The following is a 16,764-nucleotide window of genomic DNA, read 5'->3' as shown; positions in this document are numbered from 1 at the left end:
TTTGTGGCGTTTTAATCAAGTTTTCTGTTAAGACGGTCGTCACCCTGAATTTATTTCAGGGTCTTTCACGCTAAAAAGATGCTGAAATAAATTCAGCAGGACGATAAAGCGGGATTAGGCGTAAATAAGATATAATTTTCAGCAAATAATTATCGAACTCAGGTTATTAAGAATGATTAGCGGTTTAGTTTTTCATTTTGGCGATTTTTACCGGCAATCTATAACATGACCATAGGCACCCGTATTTCTTGGTGATAGAAAGGGAATACCCAGATCGACCGACCGTAATATGAGCAATGCCCCCATAAAAAACATAAACCAAGGGATAAGTTTATTGGTATTAAAGCGGATGTATTTCTTCAGAAAGACCGCGCCCAACGAAATCATGAGCATCAGTGGCGCGGTACCCAATCCAAAGAGGAACATAAAAGTTGCACCAGATTTAATACTACCAGTATTTAACGCAGTTGCAAGTGCCAGATAAACCATCCCGCAGGGGATGATGCCATTAAGCATTCCGGCAAACAATCCCCACAATGGCAAATTGAATACCTTTCCCATAAGCCTGCTCAGCGGATTGAGTACCCATGACTGGACCTGAGAAAACCTATTTCTATAAACAGCATTAAACTGTAGCGCTGTAAATAAAATCAGTATAGAACCGATTAAGATACTCAGCATTTTCTGATCGCTAAAGATGCGGATACTGCTCCCTAAAGCACCCACCAACAATCCTAACACAGTATACACGGCAATTCTGCCAAATTGGTACAACAAAAGCTGAAATCCACTTCGAAAGAAATTCTGTTTCGCGAATGGCATACCCAGCGTAATCGGTCCGCACATTACTGCGCAATGAAGGCTCCCGAAAAGCCCCATCAAAAATGCCAGTGGTAAAAAATCCATCATAGGGTGATGTTATTTTTAAACAGATAATCTTTTCCTGAGGAGTGCCACTGGAGGTTTAAAAACCACATTCCCTTGGGCATTTTAGTTTTATCAACCAGAATAAGATTCGCCGTTCCTGAGGTCCTTCCCTTTAACTTAACATCATCGTTGCTATTGGCAGGTCGCATTAAAACAAGATCGTATTTTGCACTATCTTTTACCTGAATGATAATCTGAGTTTTTGTAATGGTAATTTTGGGACTGGCATTATCGTCTATAACGTTCACTTTGGCATTGTATTCTGCATTATAATTGATCCCCTTTTCGTAATAATTTTCTTCTATCAGGGCATCTCTTCCGTGTACATGGAACATATAAACTACCATCCCCACAATAAACATCATGAATGTAAGCATTCCCAACACTATTTTTGTTCCCCAGTTCATATCTCTTGTTTTTAATTTTGAATGAGAGAATTTTGAATGAGTGATAGTTCACATGCAAATATCATTTTCGGCCCTTCAATCATTCTTTCATCAATCCTCAATTCCTTCCGGTTGTGCGAAAAAACTTGTAGTTGCTGTGCTTAACACTTTGCCATTGGCAATAATTTCGAAAATGGCATCGGTTTTATATTTTTTAATGGCATTATTTTTCCTGATCAGAAAGAAAGTAAGGTGTACCGAACCTTCTTTTGGCAAAACATCAGCTTTTTGGATGAAACTAATTTCATCTCCCTTTTCCTTCGATCTGAAAGTAAACTTTACAGCCTTATTGGTTTTGTTGATCAACTCTGCATTATAAAGATTGCTCGTTTTATCTGCTCCCCTACTCTGGTATAAAGTACCACTTGCTCTTAATACCGTGGTCTGGATATCTTCTCTTTTATAGATCAGTGAAGAAAAAACCATCATTACCACAAACAGTATCGCAGCGTAAGCGTAAGATTTTAAGCCAATTTTATATGGTCTGCGTTCCTTAATGAAATCCTGATTAAAAAAACCAATCAGATTTTTGGGCCTGTTTATTTTAAGCATCACCTCATTGCACGAATCGATACAGGCCGTACAGTTTACGCATTCGAGTTGTGTACCTTCGCGGATATCAATACCAGTGGGGCAAACCTGCACGCAAAGTCCACATTCTATACAGTCGCCGGCTGTTAACTCATTAGCATTTTTTTGAAGATGCCCACGTGGTTCGCCCCTGGTAAAATCATAGGCTACTACCAAACTTTGATTATCTAACAAAACGCCCTGTAACCTACCGTACGGACAGATTACCGTACACACCACTTCGCGTACATAGGTAAATACCCCATAGAATATAAATGTAAACAGCCAGATGGATACAAAGCCCGATATATGGCCAGCAATTGGTTCGGTTATAATTTTAAAGAGTACATCAGAACCGATCATATAAGCCAAAAAAGTATTCGCAATGGCAAAAGAAATCACCAGAAAGATGAAATGTTTACTGCCTTTTTTGAATATTTTCTCTGCATTCCAATCAGCCTGGTCCAATTTCCGCTGTTTACTGGCATCTCCTTCGATCCAGTATTCAATCCTACGAAAAACCATTTCCATAAAAATTGTCTGCGGGCAGGCCCATCCGCACCACAACCTGCCCAACACTACCGTAAAGCACACAATGAACATGATAAAAATGAGCATTGCAAGGGCAAAGAGGTAAAAATCCTGCGGGGTAAAAATCAATCCAAAGAATACAAATTTTCTTTCTATGAAATTGAGCAGTACCAGTTGCTCGCCGTTAAGCTTTACAAATGGACAGACAAACAAAAATAAAAGCAGCACATAACTTACCCATTTCCGGTAGGTATACAACCTGCCCGATGGCTGTTTAGGATAGATAAAGTTTCTGCCCCTGCCTTTATTTTCTTTTTTATTTTTTGGTAACATTGGCCTGGTTCACACTGTCGGTTGGTGTTTTCATCTCATTGTCTTTTAAATCTTTTGCTTCGTATTTCTCGCCCTGTGGTGCTTTGGCTCCTGCAGGATTGCTTCCTTTTAGCGATAGGATAAAATTGGCAACTGCACTGATCTGTTTTGGGTTTAAGTTTTTCTCCCAACTGATCATTCCCTTTTCAGGAACACCATATTTAATGGTTTTGAATACATTATTAATGCTTCCACCATGTAGCCAGTATTCGTCGGTTAAATTTGGCCCGATGATGCCCTGGCCTTTATCGCCATGACAAACCACACAGTTGGTAGTAAAAACAGTTCTTCCTTCTTCCAGCACGGTTGGTGTATTATCAAACTTAACCGAACGCTCATCAATGGTATTGGCCGATTTTTCGAGGTAGGCTGTTTTTTCTATCTTCGCCCTGGCCATTTCATTTTCGTATTCTTGATCCTGCAGGTCTCCATAGCCACCAATGTGGTAATAAAAAAGATATGCCGTAGCAAAAATCATTGTACCGTAGAAAAGGAAGTTAAACCAGGCCGGCACTGGGTTATTAAGCTCTTTAATGCCATCGTGAGCATGATCGATTACCAGATCCTTTTCTTCTTCGATGGGCCTTAAGCTTAAAAGTTTTGTCCAGATTGAAGGTTTAACAGGCTGTTGCTTTAACCAGCTATCGTAATCCAAAACCGGCTCTTTTACAGGTTTGGTATACGGTGTAGGATTTAACTGTTCCTGATACATTACCTTGAATGCATTTAACAGGGTTACTGAAACAAGAAGAAGCACAACTGCAAAAACCAGGAGGATTATAATCAGTATTTCCGACTGGTTTAGTCCCAAGCCTGCCTGAGCAGGTGTTACGGGCGCTGCGGCTTTCTCATCAGCAGCAAAGGCTGTAATTGAGACGAACAGGAATAATAACAAAAGTTTAATCTTCTTCATATACATTAGGTTGATGGTTTTGAATGGGAAGCTGGCTCATTACTTCGATATGTTTTTTATTTAGTTTGAGCAGGTAAATACCCACGATTACAAAAAACACCATGAACATGAGCAGAGAGGTGATGAGGTATATTTCGCCACCGGCTAAATCTTTGATCTGGTTGAACATATTTTATTGATTTGAAGGAATGGTTTCTTTATTTGCTTTGATATCGGTACCCAAACGTTGCAGGTAAGCAATAATGGCTACTATTTCCCTGTCGCTTTTAACCTTAATGTTATTCTGTTTTAGGTCGAGTGTAATCTTTTCGGCCTGAACTTTTAAATCATCGTTGGCGCGTTTATCATAACCATCGGGATAAGGAACCCCCAATGTTTGCATGGCCCTGATCTTGCTGGCTGTGGTTGTAATATCAAGTTTCTGTTCGATGAGCCAGGCATAAGGCGGCATAATGCTTCCTGGCGACATTGAAGTAGGATCGACCAGGTGATTGTAATGCCAGGCATCAGAATATTTCCCGCCTATGCGATGAAGATCTGGTCCGGTACGTTTACTTCCCCATAAAAACGGGTGATCGTAAACAAACTCTCCGGCTTTACTATATTCACCATATCGCTCAGTTTCTGAGCGGAAAGGTCTTACCGTTTGCGAATGGCAGTTTACACAGCCTTCTCTGATGTATAAATCCCTGCCCTGAAGCTCTAGTGCCGAGTATGGTTTTACGCTGGCTATAGTTGGAACATTGGATTGAATGGTAAAAGTGGGCATCATTTCTACCATCCCCCCAATAAGGATAATGATGAGCGAGAGCACCATAAATTTCATCGGCTTGCGTTCTAAAACCCTGTGCCAGGCTTTATCTGCGGGAGAGGTTTCGATGATCACTTTACTCAATGGCATGGCTTCGGCCGGTTCGTTGGCAAGCAATTTAGCACCCAACATGGTTTTGGCCAGGTTATAAGTCATGGCAATTACCCCTATTAAATACAGTGTACCACCAATTGAACGCAAAACATGCATCGGGATAATCTGCAGTGTAGTAGCTAGGAAATTCGGGTACTTTAATAAACCTTCGGGCGTAAACTCTTTCCACATCAGCCCCTGCGTAAAACCTGCCCAATACATCGGCACGGCATAAAAGAGTATACCCAAAGTACCTATCCAAAAGTGGAAACCGGCAAGCTTTTTCGAGTATAATTCTGTTTTGTAAATACGCGGAATTAACCAATAGAGTACACCGAATGTTAAAAACCCATTCCAACCTAGAGCACCAACGTGTACGTGGGCTACAATCCAATCGGTAAAGTGGGCTATACCGTTAATCTGTTTTAAAGATAATAACGGACCTTCGAAGGTGGCCATACCATAAGCGGTAAGGGCAACCACCATAAATTTAAGGGTAACATCTTCCCTTACCTTATCCCAGGCACCGCGCAAGGTTAACAAGCCATTAATCATACCGCCCCAGCTTGGTGCAATTAGCATGATCGAAAAGGCAACACCTAAAGACTGTGCCCAACCAGGCAATGAAGTATATAATAAATGGTGCGGGCCGGCCCAGATGTAAATAAAAATGAGCGACCAAAAATGCAGGATACTTAATTTATAAGAGTAAACGGGTCTTCCGGCCATCTTCGGCAAGAAATAATACATCATGCCCAGGTAAGGTGTAGTTAGAAAAAATGCCACCGCGTTATGCCCGTACCACCATTGTACCAATGCATCTTGTACGCCGGCATACACGTAATAACTTTTCATGAAAGAAATGGGCAGCTCAAAAGAGTTTACGATGTGCAATACGGCTATGGTAACGAAAGTGGCAATGTAAAACCATATGGCTACATACAAATGGCGTTCTCTCCTTTTGAAAATGGTACCGAACATGTTAACGCCGAATACCACCCATATGATGGTAATGGCAATATCAATCGGCCATTCGAGTTCAGCATACTCATGTGAGGTAGTAAAGCCCAGGGGAAGCGTGATTACTGCCGATAAAATGATCAGCTGCCAGCCCCAGAAGTGGATTTTGCTCAGCACATCGCTAAACATCCGTGCTTTTAACAAACGCTGAAGGGAATAATAAACGCCCATAAAAATGGCATTGCCCACAAAGGCGAAAATTACGGCATTGGTGTGCAGCGGCCTGATGCGGCCAAATGTGGTGTACTGACTGCCCATGTTCATTGCGGGTTTAAACAGTTGCATGGCTGCAAGCAAGCCAACCGTCATGCCTATAATTCCCCAAACCAGGGTGGCAATACCAAAGTTCCGAACAATCCTGTTATCGTAAGTAAATTTTTCTAACTGCATAATAGAAGCTGAATTTTTGTATGTTTTGTATGCCAAAGGTATCTGGCAGTAGGTGGATAAAGGGTGATAACGGTTAACTAGAAAAGTGATCTTCTTCACTTTTTTCGGCAACAACTTCATCATCGAAGAGCATGCGGATACCCGGAGTATGTACATCATCATTCTGACCGGTTTTGTAAGCCCAAAAGAATGCAGCCAAAAAAATGAGCGCCATTAGCACACTGCAGCCAACCAAAAAGTAAAGGATGTTCATATCAGTTTATTTTTATGGGCAAACCACCTGGTTGCCAAAGTAGTAAAGGAGATAATGGTAACCGTACTGATCGGCATCAGTACTGCGGCTACCAAGGGATAAAGTGTGCCCTGCACAGCAAAATAAATACCAATACAATTGTATGCAATGGCTATAGCGAAGCTTGCTTTAATGATCTTCAGCCCATCTTTACTTAACTGGATAAAATCTGGCAGAAAATTTAAAGCGCTGCCTTTGAGAATGGCATCGCAACCTGGGCTGAAACTGTTAATATTGTCGGTTATTGCAACTCCAAAGTTGCTCTGTTTCAGAGCTCCGGCATCATTCAACCCATCACCCAACATCATTACTTTATTTCCTTGCTGTTGAAGCTGTAGAACAGCATTCAGTTTTTGGTGCGGGCTCTGGCGGAACCTGATGGTTGTATTTTTCGTGAAAATGGTATCCAGCATCCAGCGGTCTTTATCGGTATCGCCAGATAAAACCTGCAAATTGAATCGAGAAAGTTTTGGAATCATTTGTTCCAGCCCTGGCCGCCACTGTTGCCTGATATCAAAACATCCTTTATATACATGATCGATCACAATATGCACCCCGCTCTCAGCGGCAGACGCTACCTGGATCGGCAGCATTGACAGGTGCCCCGCATAAATACTTTGGCCGTTAATTTTGGCCGTCAAACCTTTTCCAATCACCTCTTTATAATCGCTGAGCGAATAAAACCGGTCAACATTTAAAGCCTTAATAATATGCCTGCTCAAGGGATGTATAGAATTGCGCAACAATGAGGCAACAATAATCTTTTCTTCATCGGTTATCATTCCGCTAAAGATGATCTCTGCATTTTCATTACTGGTCAGCGTGCCTGTTTTATCAAAAATCAGGGTATCGCATTTAGCAAGTTCTTCAACGGCATCTGTATTTTTCACATAAAAACCCTTCTTATCAAAAACCGATAAAATTGCGGATAAGGTAAATGGCGTGCTCAAAGCCAGCACGCATGGACAGGCTACAATAATTACGGCGGTAAATGCCGACCAAGCCTTGTGGCTATCGTTTTGAAGCAACCAATACCCGGTAGCGGCAAATGCGACCAGAAAAACACCCAGACTGAAGTACCTGGCTACGCTATCGTTAAAATTCTGTTTTTCGGAATTGTTTTTATAATTATCGTTGTTCCATAAACCGGTTAAATAACTCTGCGAAACAGGTTTAATTACTTCAAGCTCTATGGCCTCGCTGGTTTGTCTGCCACCGGCATAAATAATCTCACCCAAAACTTTATGTACCGGTGCCGACTCACCTGTAACAAAACTCATGTCCATCCAGGCATCGCCTTTCATCAGAATGGCATCTGCAGGAACCAGCTCACCATTTCTGATCCACAGCCGATCGCCGATCTTGATTTCGTTTATAGATACTGGTTTTTCTTTGCCATTTAGCAGTGTAGTTACCGCAATCGGGAAGTAGGAACGGTAATCGCGGTCAAAAGAAATGTGATGATAGGTACGCTGTTTAAGCCATTTGCCCATTAAAAGCAAAAACACCAAACCGGTTAAGGTATCGGCAAAACCCGGGCCTGTACCAAAAACAACTTCAAAAGCCGTGCGCAGGAAAAGTACCGCAATAATTAATGCTAAAGGGGTATCGAGGTTAATGTGCCTGTGTTTAAGGCTTGTTATTGCCGAGGTAAAATAATCGCGACCACAATAAAAAGCGGCAGGAATAGAGAACGTAAGGTTTAGCCAGCCAAAAAGCGATTGAAATTGTTTTTCGAAACCCGATAAACCAAAATATTCCGGAAAGCTAAACAGCATAACATTGCCCATTAAAAAACCGGCCACGGCTATTTTTAAGACCAAAGCTTTATCTACCGAACCGCTATGTTCCTTTATTATATCGTGAAGACTGATTAAAGGCTCATATCCAATCTGGTTTAACGTTTGTACCAGTTGCCTTAACGAAATTTCGTCGTGATTGAAACTTATAGTCACTTGTTTTTTAAAAAAATCGATCCTTGAGCTGAATATAGCAGGATTGATTTTATAGAGGTGTTCCAGCAACCAGATGCACGAACTGCAGTGTATTGCAGGGATATAAAAGGTGATAATGCTCGAACTTTCGTGTTTATAATCGAGCAGCTGATCAATAATTTTTGGCTCATCCAGATATTCTAAATGGCTTTCATTTTTAAATTGCCTGCCCGGATTGTTATTGTACACATAATAATTACAAAGATTGTTTTCTGAAAGAATCTTAAAAACAGCCATGCAGCCAGCGCAACAAAAATCTTTATCTTCTGCCTGATATTTTACTTTGGGCAGATCTTCGCCGCAATGATAGCAAAAGGCACGTGTTGCAATTTTATTTTGATCTTCCATTTTAGACTGTTCTTAAATTGATGAGCTGAACAATTGGGTTTTGGGCTGTTTGAGCCATAGTTTCTCGTCGAAAGCCATACACACATTCCGTAAAAAAGATCGTCCTCTGGTGGTAATCCTGATTTCTTTTTCGGTTACCCATACCAACTTATCGCGTAATAAAGGCAACAGCCTGCCATACACTGGCTCGGGAATACCTTCGTTATACACTGTATTTTCCTTGCACATGAGGTTAAGGATATGTTTTCTTACCTCAAGATCTTCACCGGTAAGGAAATGGCCTTTTTCTACAGGTAGCGTACCTTGTTCAATTTTATTGAGATAATCTTCTACCGTTTTCGGGTTTTGTGCAAAAGCTGTCCAACTATCGCTGATGGAAGACACGCCCAATCCGATAAGTAAACGGGTATGCTGATTGGTATAGCCCATAAAATTGCGGTGCAGCTTCTGTTCAGTCATCGCCTGGAACAAAGAATCGCTGTTCAGTGCAAAATGGTCCATCCCTATGTCTTTATACCCTGCGGCATCAAGCAATTGTCTGCCCAATTGGTAGAGCGCAAATTTTTCGTCGCCCAGGGGAAGATCCTTTTCGGTATAATGTCTTTGGCCGGGTTTTAACCAGGGCACATGGGCGTAACTGTAAAAAGCAATGCGGTCTGGCTTCATATCGATTACCGCTCCTATAGTATCCGCTAAGCCCGGAATTGTTTGACCTGGAAGACCGTAGATCAAATCAAAATTAACAGAGGTATAACCGATTTCTCTTGCTTCTGCGGTAACTACAGCTACCTGCTTGGGCGTTTGAAAGCGGTTGATCAGGAACTGTACTTTAGGGTCGAAATCCTGGATTCCCAGGCTTAATCTTTTAAAACCAAGACTGTATAGCATGATTAAGTGTTCACTGGTGGTATTGGCTGGGTGCGCCTCAAAAGAAAATTCTGCATCAGCAGCCAAAGTTGAATTTTGCAGAATGCCATTGATCAATAATCCCAGGTTCTCTGGACTGAAAAAAGTTGGTGTTCCACCACCAAGATGCAGTTCCTTTAGTTTAGGCTTCTCCCTCAAAACTTCTACATACATTTTCCATTCTGCCAGTACAGCATTTATATACGGTACCTCTACACCATGGTTTTTTGTTATCCGGGTATTACAACCGCAATAGGTGCATAGGCTCTCGCAAAATGGAAGGTGGATATATAAACTGATCCCTTCATCTTTATGGCTTTCATAGGTGTTGGCTACACTGGCTAACCAACCATTTGCAGTAAAATTTTCAATATCCCAGTAAGGAACAGTTGGGTAACTGGTGTACCTTGGTGTGGCAACATTGTATTTTTTTAGCAATGCAGAAGTTTCCATTATTTGAGCGCTTTTACGGTGGAACATTCGTTTTGACAGCAGCACGCGCTACCTACGCATTTACCCACAGCCCATTGATCGAGGTTTCTGATCACCTGTTCCATCCGCTGTTTAGCATCAGCATCACCAGATGCCAAAGGAACATTTGCCACTTTGATCCCAGCAGAACCAGCAGCTTTTAAATCAAGATGGTCTGTTTGGAATGATGAGGTTGCAATGTATTTTATGCCCAGGGCTTTTAGCCCCAGAATCATCGCCCCAGTTAGCTCATCGTTGTTAAAAACCAACAGGGCCTCCTTTCCAGTTGCAAATGAAAGCGTATCGACTGTTAAACTGTTCGCAATTATGGTAATGTCGTGTTTTTTATAATTGGCCAGTACCAACCATTCCTTTTCATCGGGTTTGATGTTGTAAGCTATAGCTTTCATATACAGAGTTTATATGTACAAAACTATAGTGGAAGTAAGCCGCAACAGGTGAGAATGATTAGAGAAAAAAATGATTATAGTTACATTTCTTAGTTTGGCGTTTAGCGGCAATTAAGCGATTTAAACAACGAACAAATAAATCACCTCATGAGATTGCTTTACCGAAATCGCCACAGGCTGGCGCCCATTTCCGGTCCCGCAATGAAGAATACGACTATGAACATTGACTAATTACCAGTGAACCAATGATCAATAAATTAATTACATTTCTTCACACAACCGTTTGCGTTTATTCAAAAAAAGCTCAAAAACAAAGCTATAAAAAACTAAAATCAAATAGTTTAAAACAGCATTTAACAAAAATGGTTTGTTAAACCCATATTAAGACTACTTACAACTACAAACTTTACAAAAGCTGTATTACCTATAAAATGATGCCTTTTTCCCTTGCAAAATATACCTGTATTGAGCAAACGTTTGCGCTGAGAATCTTAATTTTTTATCAATTGTTAGTCGTTAACTTCAATTCTGGTTAGTGCAAAATATTCCTTTTTTTTACTGCACTAATGTGCTTGGGTTGGCTTAGCAGCCATGTGTGACAATTATAAATACCGACAGTTGAAAATGAGGCTGGGTTAAGCAAAAAACCATCTGCATTACAGATTGGTAAAATGGATGCAACTTAATTATAAACAACCATATACTAACCAAAATGAAAAAAACAAGTTCACTTGCCACAGGCCTGCTCTTATTGCTAAGCTTGTATTCGTGTAAAAAAACAGAAACCCCAGCGGAAACAGAGACACCAAAAATTAAAAACGCCATTGCAGTTACCGAAAGTTTGGGCGGTTCATCCCTAAACGTCGGTTTAGGTGGTAATGCCTATACCTCTGGCACAGGTGGCTTAATCAATGATACTGGTTTACATAACTGGACATCAGCCAGCACGATTACCAGTGTATGGTTCCGTTTGGGGCTTACCGGAAGTTTAACTGTAGCGGTAAAAGGCACCGTACCTTCAGGAAGCAGTAACATCAAGGTAACTATTAATGGTACCGTATTTAATAAAACCATTACCGGTACCACTGCCACCACAACTACCATTGGTACCGTAAATATTACAGCTGCGGGCTATGTACGGGTAGATATACAGGGCGTGAGTAAAACAGGTAGTTACTATGGCGACATTTCCGACCTGGTAATTAGCGGACCTGCAGTGGCTTCCAATGTGCAATATGCCAATACCGTATCCAGTTATTATTGGTCGAGAAGAGGCCCATCGTGCCATTTAAATTACACCGTACCATCGGGCACAGAATGGTTTTACAGTGAGCTGAATGTGCCCAGCGGACAAGACAGAATCGGTTCTTATTTCATGGCCGATGGTTTTAGCGGGGGTTACTTTGGCATGCAAGTTAACTCAGCTACAGAAAGAAGGGTTTTATTTTCGGTATGGGATCCATCAACCGGCAGCACTACTTTGGTAAGGAAGGGAACTGATATAACCTCTAATGGGTTCGGCGGCGAAGGCACAGGCGGACAATCTTATCTCTTATTTAACTGGGTAGCGGGTACTACCTATAAATTCTTATTGCAGGGCAAACCCGATGGTGCGGGCGGATCGGATTATACGGCCTGGTTTTATGCACCCGAAAATGGTGCCTGGAAGATCATAGCACAATGGAAACGTCCAAATACAACGGCGTATTTAACAGGAATGTATTCGTTTATCGAGAACTTTAACCCAGACCAGGGCTACCTGCAAAGAAGTTGTAACTATGGCAATCAATGGTATAAAACCAGTAGTGGCAATTGGACAGAGGTTACCAATGCCAGTTTTAGCTACGATGCCACTGCATCTGCAGAGCAGCGCATGGATTACCAGGGTGGCATTACCGGTAATAGTTTTTATCTGAAAAACGGAGGTTTCTTTGCTACTTACACGACTTACGGGACGGTTTTTAACAGAACTGCTAACGGCACAGCCCCAAGTGTTGATTTAACCACTTTACCATAAAAACAACCCCTACCCCGGGTAATGCTTTATATTGCCCGGGATAGGATTAGTTTGAAGCTGGCAGTGCAGAATCGATTAAGCACATTGCTGATCGAAATAGCTTGCTGCGACTCCTTCAAGCCTAGCCCCACAATGGCCAGTTAACTAATGATCGCGCTACTGTTTAATGTTTCTGAGTTTTTCGATCGAGCGGATATTTATGGCATTGCCTGTTTTATCGATCAGTTTTTCGTCTTTAAAATCAGCAAGCATTCGGCTTACTGTTTCGCTGGCCGTACCTACCAGTGCAGCAAGGTCATCACGAGAAATCCTGATGGTACAGCTATCTTCAACACCGTCTCCAAATTTAGCGGCCACTTGCAGCAATGCTTCTGCTACACGTTTCCGTACCGATGAATAGGCCAATAGAAGCATTTGCTTTCCTTTATCGCGCACATTTCCAGATAATAAAGCAATAAAAGTTTTGGATACGGCCTGATGGTTGAGCAGGTACTCCATAAAATCGGCTTTGGGAATCTGGATAATGTCTGATTCAATTAAGGTTGCTGCATTGTCTGTGTATACCTCGCCATTACATAAACTTTCATATCCAAAAAAATCGCCATCATGATACAAGCTCGACGAAAGTTCCCTGCCATCCTTAAAACGTTTGTAGGTTTTTACCTGGCCCTTAACTACATAATAAAGATGGGTCGGTTCATCCCCTTCCACATAAATAATCTGTTTGTTGGCAATTGGCCTTGATTTACCCTTTTTACGGAGTTCGTCCATCACCGTTTCGCTATTGGCTGATGAAGAATTAAAGCCAGCTGATTGTTGTTTCTTTTTAAATCTGCTTTCTATGGCCTTAAAAAGTTCTATATCATCAAACGGTTTGGTGAGGTAATCATCTGCACCCATTTCCATGCCTTTGCGCATGTCTGCCCGCTCGGTTTTTGCCGTAATGAAAATAAAAGGAATATTGGCCGTTTTCTGGTTTTTGTTCAGTAGGTACAGTACACCATAACCATCAAGTTCTGGCATCATGATATCACAAAGAATCACATCAGGCAAATGGTTTAAGGCCATTTCTACACCGAGTTTACCATGTTTGGCGGTAAAAGTCTGGTAACCTACCAGATCAAGCACCTCGGCTGTACTTTCCCTTATGTCGTCATTATCTTCAATAATCAAAACTTTCTTGTTCATGGAGATTGGGTGTTTAATTGTAAATTATTTACCGAGCGCAAAGGTGAGTGTAAAAATGGTACCTGAGTTTTGTTCGCTCTGGCAGGCTACGGTGCCATTCATCAAACCTACATATCTTTTTACAATGTTCAGGCCTAAACCAGTGCCAGGGATGTCGCCCGTATTGTGTGCCCTGAAAAATGGTTCGAACAGATTTTGCTGATCTACTTTTGGAATGCCGATTCCATTGTCTTTCACCTCCAAAATGAGTTCATCATCTTTTAAAATAGAATTGAACTGGATCAAAGTATCTGCGCCAGAGTATTTTATCGAATTGGAAATCAGATTAATGACGCAGTTTTTCAACAGGTTCGGATCGAGGTAAACTTCGGCAGTTGTACCTGTGTGTTCGTAGATAATGTGCTGGTTCTCTTTGGTCATCATCTGCATTTCTTCAGCTATTTCTTCAGCAAAACTGATGATATTGAAAGATTGTGCCGATGCTTCTACTTTTCCCGCTTCAAGTTTTTCCAATGAGAGGAAGTCGTTCAGGATCGTAGTGAGGTTGTTGATCGAATTTTTGATTTTCAGCGTATGTTTTTCTACACTGGCCACATCATGCCTGGAGGTATATTTGTCGATTAAAGAAGCCGATAATTGTATCGAACTGAGGGGTGTTCTAAACTCATGCGAGGCCATAGAAACAAACCTTGTTTTGAGCTGATTGAGTTCCTTCTCTTTCTGAAAAAGCGCCTGCATATTTTCTTTGGCCATTTCGAGTTCGGATACCAGCTTTACCAGATCGTGTGTGCGTTCCTTGATCTTGACCTCTAATTTTTCGGTGTAGCTTCTGATCTGCTCTTCATTGGCCTTTTCTTTACTCAGATCGTGGATAAAACCGGTATAAATTTTACGGTCGCTAAATTTTATTTCGCTTACCCCCAATCTAAAAGGAAAAACCGAGCCATCCTTACGTTTACCAGAAACTTCTCTCCCAGTTCCGATAATGCGTTTCTGCCCGGTATGTTCATATCTGGATAAGTAGGCATCATGGTGCGAATGATCAGGTTCTGGCATTAAAACCGATACGTTTTTTCCAACCAGTTCTGCTCTGCCATAACCAAAAAGCTCAAGTGCAGCCGGGTTTAAATGTTCTATAATCCCTTTATCATCAATGGTTATAATCCCATCAATGGCATTTTCAATAATGGCATCTAAAAATTTCGATCTATCCATGTAATACATCAGTATATCCTTGTAAATATAGAAAAGTTATTTGCCATCTTTTTTCTCTTATTCAACAATCAATCCGTCCAGTTTGTCTTTCGACTTCGCTAGCTGTTCACATAATCCTTTTAATTCTCCAGATGCCTGATCTGCAACCTCGGCAAAAAGCTTTTTATAATAATTAATCCCTTCAGCCAATTGGAGTTTGAATGCGTTTAACTGCTTCCTTTTTTTATCGCTAAAATGTTGAAGCTGTTGTTTGATATCTTCCTGAAGATAATCGATATAAAGATTGAGTTCTTTGATGAATATATGTGGCCGTTCTACCTGCCTCAACAGGTTAATTTTCCCGTAAATATGGCCAACCATTTCATCAAGTGAATACACATCAGAAAAATAGGCCAAGTTCGGCCCCGGGCAAATGGCCACTGCGGTACTTTCTTTGGGTTTCGCCATGTTATATTTGAGATAGGTAGCGGCGCATAAGCCTTCACAAAGGCAAACTTTTTCGGTTACCAGGTTAAACTGCTTTTGGTATTCATCTGCCGATAGACCAGCCGTTTTGAGACTTTTAATTTTTAAGTGCTGATATTCGCGGGATGCCGTACAGATGGCCTGCTCAGTAAATTCGGTATTGTTGCAAAGGTATTTCTTGGTACACGGGCTTCCTGGCCTGCCCTTTTCAATCCGCTCGGTACGCTGAAGTTCTATTGTACTGTTTTTAAAATTATTAAACTGAATACCCAGCGGAGAGGCTCCACTTAGATAAAAATCGCTTTCTGTTGAACTGGCCAATTGCGCCAATGTTTCGGCATCTACATTCGTTACTTCCGGCACCAATAGGAACGGGCTTCCCCAACCTGTGGCATCGAGATTGTAATGTTGAAGGAGGAAATCGTGTTCTGCAGCCGTACCAATCCCACCCTGGACACTGATCCGCTGTTTGGGCTGTTTTTCTGTTGGGATTCCCTTTTGCACTAAAGCAGATTGGTACATTTTAAAAAGCTCAGCAAGCATATCGTTTTTTTTGAGCTTAAATTCTTCCAAAATCGGCCCCAGTAAATAGCCTTCTGTTGCAAATGCATGGCCTCCACAATTTAAGCCCGACTCTATCCTGAATTCTGAAACCCATAAACCCTTTTTTGCCAAAAATTTAGCCTGGATCAGTGCCGATCTGAAGTCGCTAACCTTTAAGATGATTTTCTTTTTCAGCTTGCCATTTTCATCAGGAAAAAAGTCTTCAAAATTTTCCATATAGCTGTATAACTTCGGGTTCATGCCAGCAGAGAGTACAACAGAGGCGTTCAGCTTACTTTCGGCAAAACCACGGAGTGCAGCTAATGCATCGGTATTGGTATCACCAGAATATTCGCCATTTACATAATTCATTTTATCTACCTTGGCCATGATGTTCACATCAATAGCCCCTACCCGCATCGAATTTTTTAAAAGCGCCTGGAAGGTCTGCTTGGTTTCACCTTCAGGATAGTCCAGCATCAGGTCATAACCATGTTTTAATTTAGACGTATCAGGAAGTAGTTCGAAATAACGGCAAATATCATTACCAGTGGCAAAATCCTGCTGTTTTAGGGCTTTAAAATCGTTGGTTATGGTTTCCGACAAAAAGTTGAGGTAGGCCGTGATGCGTTTACTCCGGCTATCGGTTTCTCCTTTAGGAATCGCTTCGAAATGAATCTGGCGGTTTTTTGAATGATAAGCACGCATGCGCTCAATCAGTTCGTCATCAACAATGGATAGCACGGATGAAATACCGTACCTGGCAACTTTTAGAGGCGTATCAATAGAATAGCCTAGGCCTAATACAGGGATATGGAATGAATGTGGCATGGTGTTTCGTA

Annotated in this window: 14 protein-coding genes; 1 reads left to right on the top strand and 13 read right to left on the bottom strand. The window is 41.4% G+C overall.

Annotated features, from left to right (window positions below; genetic code table 11):
• Positions 1-207 precede the first annotated feature (207 nt).
• The 10 genes from AW17_RS18970 to AW17_RS18925 all read right to left on the bottom strand — a co-directional run bounded on the left by AW17_RS18970 (position 208) and on the right by AW17_RS18925 (position 10,494).
• Entirely contained in the window at positions 208-909 is a 702-nt protein-coding gene (locus AW17_RS18970; RefSeq protein WP_083488775.1) for a sulfite exporter TauE/SafE family protein, read from the bottom strand.
• A complete protein-coding gene (locus AW17_RS18965) occupies positions 906-1,334 on the bottom strand; it encodes a FixH family protein (RefSeq protein WP_029278977.1) in 429 nt (142 codons plus the stop codon). The genes AW17_RS18970 and AW17_RS18965 overlap by 4 nt, the downstream gene beginning before the upstream one ends.
• 90 nt (positions 1,335-1,424) lie before the next feature.
• Positions 1,425-2,807: a cytochrome c oxidase accessory protein CcoG gene (gene ccoG / locus AW17_RS18960; protein ID WP_029278975.1), complete on the bottom strand. Its 1,383-nt coding sequence runs from the start codon at positions 2,805-2,807 to the stop codon at positions 1,425-1,427.
• Complete coding sequence (locus AW17_RS18955; protein WP_036670431.1) at positions 2,791-3,759, bottom strand: cbb3-type cytochrome c oxidase N-terminal domain-containing protein; 969 nt, start codon at positions 3,757-3,759, stop codon at positions 2,791-2,793. The genes ccoG and AW17_RS18955 overlap by 17 nt, the downstream gene beginning before the upstream one ends.
• Positions 3,746-3,928 (bottom strand): hypothetical protein, encoded by a 183-nt coding sequence (locus AW17_RS18950; RefSeq protein WP_029278971.1) that lies wholly within the window; start codon positions 3,926-3,928, stop codon positions 3,746-3,748. Before AW17_RS18950 ends, AW17_RS18955 begins: the two co-directional genes overlap by 14 nt.
• Before the next feature lie 3 nt (positions 3,929-3,931).
• Entirely contained in the window at positions 3,932-6,073 is a 2,142-nt protein-coding gene (gene ccoN, locus AW17_RS18945; protein WP_029278969.1) for a cytochrome-c oxidase, cbb3-type subunit I, read from the bottom strand.
• Positions 6,074-6,146: 73 nt separating this feature from the next.
• Positions 6,147-6,326 carry a cbb3-type cytochrome oxidase assembly protein CcoS gene (ccoS, locus tag AW17_RS18940; RefSeq protein ID WP_029278967.1) on the bottom strand — a complete coding sequence of 60 codons (180 nt, stop codon included), beginning with the start codon at positions 6,324-6,326 and terminating at the stop codon, positions 6,147-6,149.
• Entirely contained in the window at positions 6,323-8,707 is a 2,385-nt protein-coding gene (locus AW17_RS18935; protein WP_029278963.1) for a heavy metal translocating P-type ATPase, read from the bottom strand. Before AW17_RS18935 ends, ccoS begins: the two co-directional genes overlap by 4 nt.
• A 12-nt stretch (positions 8,708-8,719) precedes the next feature.
• Positions 8,720-10,066: an oxygen-independent coproporphyrinogen III oxidase gene (gene hemN, locus AW17_RS18930; protein ID WP_029278961.1), complete on the bottom strand. Its 1,347-nt coding sequence runs from the start codon at positions 10,064-10,066 to the stop codon at positions 8,720-8,722.
• Entirely contained in the window at positions 10,066-10,494 is a 429-nt protein-coding gene (locus tag AW17_RS18925) for a Rossmann-fold NAD(P)-binding domain-containing protein (RefSeq protein ID WP_029278959.1), read from the bottom strand. Before AW17_RS18925 ends, hemN begins: the two co-directional genes overlap by 1 nt.
• Before the next feature lie 712 nt (positions 10,495-11,206).
• Between AW17_RS18925 and AW17_RS18920 the strand changes: the two genes are divergently transcribed.
• A complete protein-coding gene (locus AW17_RS18920; protein WP_036670428.1) occupies positions 11,207-12,511 on the top strand; it encodes a DUF3472 domain-containing protein in 1,305 nt (434 codons plus the stop codon).
• A gap of 156 nt (positions 12,512-12,667) precedes the next feature.
• Here AW17_RS18920 and AW17_RS18915 read toward each other — a convergent pair whose 3' ends face one another.
• From AW17_RS18915 to AW17_RS18905, 3 genes are read right to left on the bottom strand one after another with little or no spacing between them, the layout of a single operon-like run.
• Positions 12,668-13,699, bottom strand: coding sequence for a response regulator (locus tag AW17_RS18915; RefSeq protein WP_029278954.1), 1,032 nt, complete (start codon positions 13,697-13,699; stop codon positions 12,668-12,670).
• Positions 13,700-13,723: 24 nt separating this feature from the next.
• The gene (locus AW17_RS18910) at positions 13,724-14,914 is read right to left on the bottom strand and encodes a PAS domain-containing sensor histidine kinase (RefSeq protein ID WP_029278952.1); all 1,191 of its coding nucleotides are present in this window, start codon (positions 14,912-14,914) and stop codon (positions 13,724-13,726) included.
• Between the two features lie 57 nt (positions 14,915-14,971).
• Positions 14,972-16,753: a hypothetical protein gene (locus AW17_RS18905; protein ID WP_029278950.1), complete on the bottom strand. Its 1,782-nt coding sequence runs from the start codon at positions 16,751-16,753 to the stop codon at positions 14,972-14,974.
• Positions 16,754-16,764 lie beyond the last annotated feature (11 nt).

The sequence above is a fragment of the Pedobacter borealis DSM 19626 genome, assembly GCF_000708285.2.
In the GTDB taxonomy this organism is placed as follows: Bacteria; Bacteroidota; Bacteroidia; order Sphingobacteriales; family Sphingobacteriaceae; genus Pedobacter; species Pedobacter borealis.
This window is presented reverse-complemented; position numbering and strand designations above follow the sequence as displayed.

Coding starts and splice junctions, on each gene's coding strand:
- AW17_RS18950 (WP_029278971.1), bottom strand. CDS start 3,928: ATGTTCAACCAGATCAAAGATTTAGCCGGTGGCGAAATATACCTCATC.
- AW17_RS18935 (WP_029278963.1), bottom strand. CDS start 8,707: ATGGAAGATCAAAATAAAATTGCAACACGTGCCTTTTGCTATCATTGC.
- AW17_RS18910 (WP_029278952.1), bottom strand. CDS start 14,914: ATGGATAGATCGAAATTTTTAGATGCCATTATTGAAAATGCCATTGAT.
- AW17_RS18920 (WP_036670428.1), top strand. CDS start 11,207: ATGAAAAAAACAAGTTCACTTGCCACAGGCCTGCTCTTATTGCTAAGC.
- AW17_RS18905 (WP_029278950.1), bottom strand. CDS start 16,753: ATGCCACATTCATTCCATATCCCTGTATTAGGCCTAGGCTATTCTATT.
- ccoN (WP_029278969.1), bottom strand. CDS start 6,073: ATGCAGTTAGAAAAATTTACTTACGATAACAGGATTGTTCGGAACTTT.
- ccoG (WP_029278975.1), bottom strand. CDS start 2,807: ATGTTACCAAAAAATAAAAAAGAAAATAAAGGCAGGGGCAGAAACTTT.
- AW17_RS18965 (WP_029278977.1), bottom strand. CDS start 1,334: ATGAACTGGGGAACAAAAATAGTGTTGGGAATGCTTACATTCATGATG.
- AW17_RS18955 (WP_036670431.1), bottom strand. CDS start 3,759: ATGAAGAAGATTAAACTTTTGTTATTATTCCTGTTCGTCTCAATTACA.
- ccoS (WP_029278967.1), bottom strand. CDS start 6,326: ATGAACATCCTTTACTTTTTGGTTGGCTGCAGTGTGCTAATGGCGCTC.
- AW17_RS18925 (WP_029278959.1), bottom strand. CDS start 10,494: ATGAAAGCTATAGCTTACAACATCAAACCCGATGAAAAGGAATGGTTG.
- hemN (WP_029278961.1), bottom strand. CDS start 10,066: ATGGAAACTTCTGCATTGCTAAAAAAATACAATGTTGCCACACCAAGG.
- AW17_RS18970 (WP_083488775.1), bottom strand. CDS start 909: ATGATGGATTTTTTACCACTGGCATTTTTGATGGGGCTTTTCGGGAGC.
- AW17_RS18915 (WP_029278954.1), bottom strand. CDS start 13,699: ATGAACAAGAAAGTTTTGATTATTGAAGATAATGACGACATAAGGGAA.